Annotated in this window: 6 protein-coding genes and 1 pseudogene; 5 read left to right on the forward strand and 2 right to left on the reverse strand. The window is 69.5% G+C overall.

Going from position 1 to position 6,628, the window contains the following annotated elements; translation table 11 throughout:
• The 3 genes and pseudogenes from clpS to VGD32_RS07750 form a co-directional block, all read left to right on the forward strand.
• Positions 1–271 (forward strand): ATP-dependent Clp protease adapter ClpS (gene clpS / locus VGD32_RS07740; RefSeq protein WP_331031322.1); only part of this gene is annotated, 271 nt, incomplete at its 5' end.
• Positions 272–284: 13 nt separating this feature from the next.
• The gene (clpA, locus tag VGD32_RS07745) at positions 285–2,594 is read left to right on the forward strand and encodes an ATP-dependent Clp protease ATP-binding subunit ClpA (protein WP_331031323.1); all 2,310 of its coding nucleotides are present in this window, start codon (positions 285–287) and stop codon (positions 2,592–2,594) included.
• Between the two features lie 102 nt (positions 2,595–2,696).
• Positions 2,697–2,888, forward strand: a pseudogene (locus VGD32_RS07750) (DUF4287 domain-containing protein); the annotation flags it as partial.
• Between the two features lie 390 nt (positions 2,889–3,278).
• Here VGD32_RS07750 and VGD32_RS07755 read toward each other — a convergent pair.
• On the reverse strand, positions 3,279–4,871 hold the full coding sequence (locus VGD32_RS07755; protein WP_331031324.1) for an ATP-binding protein: 1,593 nt from the start codon (positions 4,869–4,871) through the stop codon (positions 3,279–3,281).
• A 165-nt stretch (positions 4,872–5,036) separates the two neighbouring features.
• Between VGD32_RS07755 and VGD32_RS07760 the strand changes: the two genes are divergently transcribed.
• Positions 5,037–5,717 (forward strand): TorF family putative porin, encoded by a 681-nt coding sequence (locus VGD32_RS07760; protein ID WP_331031325.1) that lies wholly within the window; start codon positions 5,037–5,039, stop codon positions 5,715–5,717.
• A 17-nt stretch (positions 5,718–5,734) separates the two neighbouring features.
• Here VGD32_RS07760 and VGD32_RS07765 read toward each other — a convergent pair whose 3' ends face one another.
• On the reverse strand, positions 5,735–6,049 hold the full coding sequence (locus tag VGD32_RS07765; RefSeq protein WP_331031326.1) for a CsbD family protein: 315 nt from the start codon (positions 6,047–6,049) through the stop codon (positions 5,735–5,737).
• Between the two features lie 323 nt (positions 6,050–6,372).
• On the opposite strand from VGD32_RS07765, the gene VGD32_RS07770 reads away from it, so the two are divergent.
• Positions 6,373–6,628: DUF2239 family protein (locus tag VGD32_RS07770; RefSeq protein WP_331031327.1), on the forward strand; the 256-nt coding region annotated here is incomplete at its 3' end.

The raw sequence follows: 6,628 nt of genomic DNA on the forward strand, positions 1-6,628 counted from the left end.
AACAAAGCCGAAGCTTCAGAAGCCCTCGCTGTACCGGGTGCTGATCCTGAACGACGACTACACGCCGATGGAATTCGTCGTCTACGTGCTGGAGCGGTTCTTCCAGAAGAGCCGCGAGGACGCGACCCGCATCATGCTGCATGTGCACCAGCATGGCGTCGGGGTCTGCGGCGTCTTCACCTACGAAGTGGCCGAAACCAAGGTCGCCCAGGTGGTCGAGACGGCGCGCCGTCACCAGCACCCGCTGCAATGCACGATGGAAAAGGACTGAGAGGAACCTTCCAATGCCGTCATTTTCGCGTCCTCTCGAAGAGACCCTGCACCGCGCCGTCGCCTATGCGAACGAACGCCGGCACGAGTACGCCACCCTCGAACACCTGCTGCTCGCCCTGGTCGACGACCCGGACGCGGCCAATGTGATGACCGCCTGCAACGTCGACCTCGCCAGCCTGAAGACGGCGCTGACCCTCTATGTCGACACCGACCTGGCGGCCCTCGCCACCTCGGACGGCGAGGACGCCAAGCCGACCGCCGGCTTCCAGCGGGTGATCCAGCGCGCGGTGATCCATGTGCAGAGTTCGGGGCGTGAGGAGGTGACGGGGGCCAATGTGCTCGTCGCCATCTTTAGCGAGCGCGAAAGCCACGCCGCCTACTTCCTGCAGGAGCAGGACATGACCCGCTACGACGCGGTCAACTACATCGCCCACGGCATCGCCAAGAAGGCCGGCGGCGAGACGCGTCCGGCCCGCACCGGCGCGAGTCCCGAGGACGCCGAGGACGCGGCCGCCGCCAAGACCGGCGGTGAGGCGCTGGAGGCCTATTGCGTCGACCTCAACGAGAAGTCGCGCCAGGGCAAGATCGACCCGCTGATCGGTCGCCAGGCCGAGGTCGACCGTTCGATCCAGATCCTGTGCCGGCGCACCAAGAACAATCCGCTGCTGGTCGGCGATCCGGGCGTCGGCAAGACCGCGATCGCGGAAGGCCTGGCCCGCAAGATCGTCAACCACGAGGTGCCGGACGTGCTGGAAGGCGCGACCATCTACAGCCTCGACATGGGGGCGCTGCTGGCCGGCACCCGCTACCGCGGCGACTTCGAGGAGCGGCTGAAGCAGGTCGTCAAGGAGCTGGAGACGCACGACAACGCCATCCTGTTCATCGATGAAATCCACACGGTGATCGGCGCCGGGGCGACTTCGGGCGGGGCCATGGACGCCTCGAACCTGCTCAAGCCCGCGCTGGCCTCGGGCACGCTGCGCTGCATGGGCTCGACGACCTACAAGGAGTACCGCCAGCATTTCGAGAAGGACCGGGCCCTGGCCCGCCGCTTCCAGAAGATCGACGTCAACGAGCCCACGGTCGACGATACGATCAAGATCCTGAAGGGGCTGAAGACCTCCTACGAAGGCCATCACAAGCTGCGCTACACCGACGCGGCCATCCGCACGGCGGTCGAGCTGTCGGCGCGCTACATGACCGACCGGAAACTGCCGGACAAGGCCATCGACGTGATCGACGAAGCCGGGGCGTCGCAGATGCTGCTGCCGGAATCGAAGCGCAAGAAGGTCATCGGCCAGAAGGAGGTCGAGGCCGTCATCGCCCGCATGGCCCGCATCCCGCCGAAGTCGGTCTCCAAGTCCGACACCGAGGGCCTGCGAGAGCTGGAGCGCGACCTGAACCGGGTCGTGTTCGGTCAGTCGTCGGCGATCGAGCAGGTCTCGGCGGCGATGAAGCTGGCGCGGGCCGGGCTGCGCGATCCGCAGAAGCCGATCGGCGCCTTCCTGTTCAGCGGCCCGACCGGCGTCGGCAAGACCGAGGTGGCCAAGCAGCTCGCGTCCACCCTGGGCATCGAGATGCTGCGGTTCGACATGTCGGAATACATGGAGCGGCACACCGTCAGCCGGCTGATCGGCGCGCCTCCGGGCTATGTCGGCCATGACCAGGGCGGCTTGCTGACCGACGCGGTCGACCAGCATCCGCACGCCGTGGTTCTGCTGGACGAGATCGAAAAGGCCCACCCTGACGTCTACAACATCCTGCTGCAGGTGATGGACAACGGGCAGCTGACCGACGCCGTCGGCAAGAAGGTCGACTTCCGCAACGTGGTCCTGATCATGACCACCAACGCCGGCGCGGCCGATAATGCGCGGGCGGCGATCGGCTTCGGCCGCGGCAAGGTCGAGGGCGAGGACGAGAAGGCCATCCAGCGGCTGTTCGCGCCGGAGTTCCGCAACCGCCTCGACGCCATCGTGGCGTTCAAGGCGCTGGACGCCGACACGATCCGGTCGGTGGTGACCAAGTTCATCCTGCAGTTGGAGGCCCAGCTAGCGGATCGAAACATCACCATCGAGCTCACCGACGAGGCCAACGACTGGCTGGCCAAGAACGGCTTCGACGAACTGTACGGCGCGCGGCCGCTGGCCCGGGTCATCCAGGAAAACATCAAGAAGCCGCTGGCCGACGACATCCTGTTCGGCCGTCTGACCCGCGGCGGGCACGTCAGGGTCGAGCTGAAGGACGGCAAGATCGCCTTCGACATCAAGGGGCCCTCGGGGGCGCCGGTGAAGGAGCGGGCGGACGAGGAGGCGGCGGGCTGATCCACGCCGCATGAAACAAGGAGGGTCCCGGCGGAGACGCCGGGGCCCTTTTTCTTTGCCCGGCGCCGGGGCAAGGTCATGACGAAGGCGAGGGGGGCGGTCATGGGCGAAGCGGTGCTGACCGAACGGCAGAAGAAGTGGTTCGCCACGGTGCAGGCCAATTTCGCCAGGGCGACGGGCCGGCCGCTGGCCGACTGGGTGGAGATCATGAAGACCTGCCCCGAGTCGGCCCCGAGGGCGCAGGCGGCCTGGCTGAAGGCGGAACACGGGATCGGGGTGAACCACGCGGCGCAAATTCTGGACGCCTGCCGGCCGTCCGACGGCCCCGGCTGGGATGAGCCGGAGGCGCTGAGAGCGGCGCTGTGGAAGAACGCCGGCTCCCTCGCCGTTCTGACGGCGGTCGAAGCCGTCGCGGCGGGGGTGGAAGGCGTCATCTCCGGCCAGCGGAAGGGCTACACCGCCTTTTCGCGGTCCGTACAGTTCGCCGCGATCCGGCCGCTGAAAGGCGGGCGCGCCCTCCTGGGGCTGAAGCTGGACTCCGGGGCGTCGCCCAGGCTGACGCCGGCGGTGCGCCGGGAGAGCTGGTCCGAGCGATTGACGGCGGTGGCCGAGCTTGACGATGCGAACGGCGTCGACGGCGAGATCGCGCGGCTGTTCGCGCTGGCGGCCGCCAACGGCGGACCTTCAGGCCGCCAGCGGCGCCTGGTCGACGCTGGCCGGAGGGGCGGGGAGCGGGAGGTCCACGGTGAAGGTGGAGCCGCATCCGGGCGCGCTGTCCACGGAGATGCGGCCGCCCATCGCCTCGACCAGATTGCGGCAGATCGACAGGCCGAGCCCCGCGCCCTCGAAACGGCGGGTGATGGAGTCGTCGCCCTGGACGAAGACGTCGAACAGGCGCGGCAGCAGGTCAGGAGCGATGCCCATGCCCGTATCGGCGACGGTGAAGCGCACGGCGCCGTCGCGGGGGCGGACGCCGACGCTGATGCGGCCCCGGTCCGTGTAGGTGATGGCGTTGTCGACGAGGAAGTCGAGGACCTGCTGCAGATGCATCTCGTCGCCGACGCGCGGGCCGGTGGGCGCGCAGTCGATGCTCAGCTCGAGACCCTTGGCCCGGGCAGCCGCCTCGTACTGCTCCACCATCGCCAGGGCTGCGGCGCCGGGGTCGAAGACGACGCGGTCGATCAGCACCTCCTTGCGTTCCAGCCGGGTGACCTGCAGCAGCCGCTCGATCAGCTGCAGCAGGCTGCTGCTCGACTCGCGCAGGACGTCGAGACGGCTGCGCTGGATCGGGCTCAACTCGCCGGCGGCCATGACCTCGGCCATTCCGACGACGCCGTTCAGCGGCGTGCGCAGTTCGTGGCTCATGTTGGACAGGAAGCGGGACTTGGCGACGTTGGCGGCCTCGGCGTGGTCGCGGGCCTCGGTCAGGGCCTTTTCGTTCTCGCTCAGACGGCGCGCGACCCGGTCGACCCAGACGAGCAGCAGCACCGAACCGGCGAGCAGGATCAGGAGCACGGCCGCCATGATCGGCGCGGCGTCCAGCAGCAGGCCGCGGCCCGGGCGATCGGGCGCCCACACCAGCGACCCCAGCGGTTCGCCGTTGCGGCCCGTGACCCTCACGCTGGCGGGACCTTCGATGGCGACCGGAGCGAGGCGGGGGGCGAAGATGGCGAGGTCCTGCTGCAGCGAGGTCAGCAGGGCGTCGAAGGGTTGCGCCGACACCACGATCGGATCGGACGCCGGGCGCGCCGTGGCCCGGTCTTCCGGAACGACCGTAGACGCCGCCACCAGCCAGGTCTCGGAGCCGACCCGCATAACCGCGCTGCGGTTGACGACGGCCTCGAAGGCCACGGCGCGGCGCTTCGCCCGGGTGGCCGCCTCGGCCCGCATGCCTGCGACCATCGGCGCCACCGCCGCGGCGAAGGCGGCTTCCTGTGTGACCGGCACGGACTCGCTGTCCCGCGAGGCCAGCACCAGCCGCCCCGCCGGATCGTAGACCAGGGTGACGGCGTGATCCATGTAGTCGGCGTAGTAGTCGCCGAGGTTCAACTGCAGCCATTCGAGGTCGGGCGTTCCCGACAGGGCCACGACGGTGTCGTTCCAGATGGTGGCGGAGTTGACGTCCTCGACCAGGCCCTCGAGCATGCGGGTCAGGCGGCGCTCGACCAGCGACCGCTCCTTGGCCGCCTCGATCCGGTCGACCGCGGCGGTCGCCCAGCCGACCAGGGCCGACACTCCGCCCACCACGAGGGCGGCGACGATCAGCGCGGCCAGCACGATGCGTCGAAGATCCCTGCGGTGGAAGGAAACGGCCCCCATCCAGCCGCTGTGGCATGGGACAGCCTAAACATAGGTTAGGCCGCGTGGTGAATGGAACGTAACCGGTTGATGACACAAGTTTAATCACTGGCGTCTAAGTCTCCCGACGAGGGAGAGATGTCGATGAGATCCATACTGTTCACGGCCGCGGCGTTGCTGGCGGCGCCCTCTATCGCCCAGGCGCAGGACCCGGAGTGGACCGTCGATGGTCGGATCGGAGTCGTGTCCGACTATCGCGACCGCGGCTACACCTTGTCGGCGGAGGAGCCGGCGGTGCAGGGCGAGGTCACCCTGGGCCACGCGTCGGGCGTCTACGCCGGGGTCTGGGGATCCAGCATCGAGGAATACGGCGTCGGCGCCGACGGGGACGGCGCGGAGGTCGAGGTGACCCTGTACGCCGGCTGGGCGGGGGAGGTGGCCGGCTTCGACGTCGACGTCGGCGTCTGGCAGAATCTGTATCCCGACGGCGACGACGTGAACTACGTCGAGTTCCCGCTGCAGGTGGGACGCAGCTTCGGGGACGCGACCTTCACCACCGGCGTGGTCTGGGCCCCGTCGCAGGCCGGGACGGGGGACGAGGCCAACACCTGGGTGTGGACCCGGGCCGACTACGCGCCCGAGGCCTGGCCGGTCAGCCTGCACGCCCAGCTCGGCCACGAGGACGGCGGCTTCGCCCCGGACGGCAAGACCGACTGGCGCATCGGCCTCGAGGCGCCGGTGGGCGCGTTCACCCTCGGCGTCGACTGGGTCGACAGCGACACCGAGGACAGCGCCGTGGTGGGCAGGGTGTTCTGGGGCTTCTGAGCCCCGCCCCGCCGCGATCAGTAGTGGCGGCGGCGGCCGCCCATGCTGCCCAGCAGCACGGCCAGGCCGGCGACGATGCCGGTGGTCAGCAGAGGCTTGCGGCGGGCGAAGTCGAGGCCGGTGCGGGCGTGGCCCTGAACGCCGGCGGGGGCCTTGGCGACGAGTCCGTCGAGCCCGTCGATGACGCGGCCGTAGGCGTCGAGCGCCTTGCCCTTCATCTCGTTCATGCGGCCGTCGAGCTGCAGCTTGCTGTCTCCGGTCATGCGGCCGAGGCCGTTCTGGACCTGGCCCTCGGCCTGGGTGGCGGCGCCTTCGATACGCTGGTCGGTCATGGGAAGCTCCTTGCTGCGGATGGGGGAGGGCGCCGGTCTAGCGCATGGCCGCGGCGGCGGTTCCGGCCTGCGACAGCGGCGCGCCCCGGAGTTTTACCCGGGTAATATTGACGGGCCTATTTTACCCGGGTAAAACCCGAAAACGCGGTGTGCAGCGTCTGCACCGGGGTTTTACCCGGGTAGAACCTGCGGAACACCGTGCGCAGAGTCTGTGGGGTCCATCCGAGTTCCGCATCTCCGTCGCCGCCTCCGATCTCGCGGGCGGGAGTATGGGGCCCTGCTACGTCAAACGCGGTCGTAGACCCGCCGCCGGGAGTCCTTTCATGTCCGTTCCCTCCGACCTGCCGGTGGTCGCCTTCGTCGGCGCCGACCGGATCGTCGCGCCCACGCCCCTGCACAGGGTCCTGCCCGCCCTCCACGCCGCCGCCGCGGCCGGCAAGGGGCCGCTGGTGGTCAGCCTGGTCGACGGACGGGGGGTCGACCGCGACCGGCGTGGCGAGGGGCGGGAGGCGCTGGCCCGGCTGGCGCCGGCGCGGGCGCCCGCCGAGACGCGCGGGCCGGGCCGGCCCAAGCTGGGCG

This window comes from Brevundimonas sp., assembly GCF_036402095.1.
Taxonomy (GTDB): domain Bacteria; phylum Pseudomonadota; class Alphaproteobacteria; order Caulobacterales; family Caulobacteraceae; genus Brevundimonas.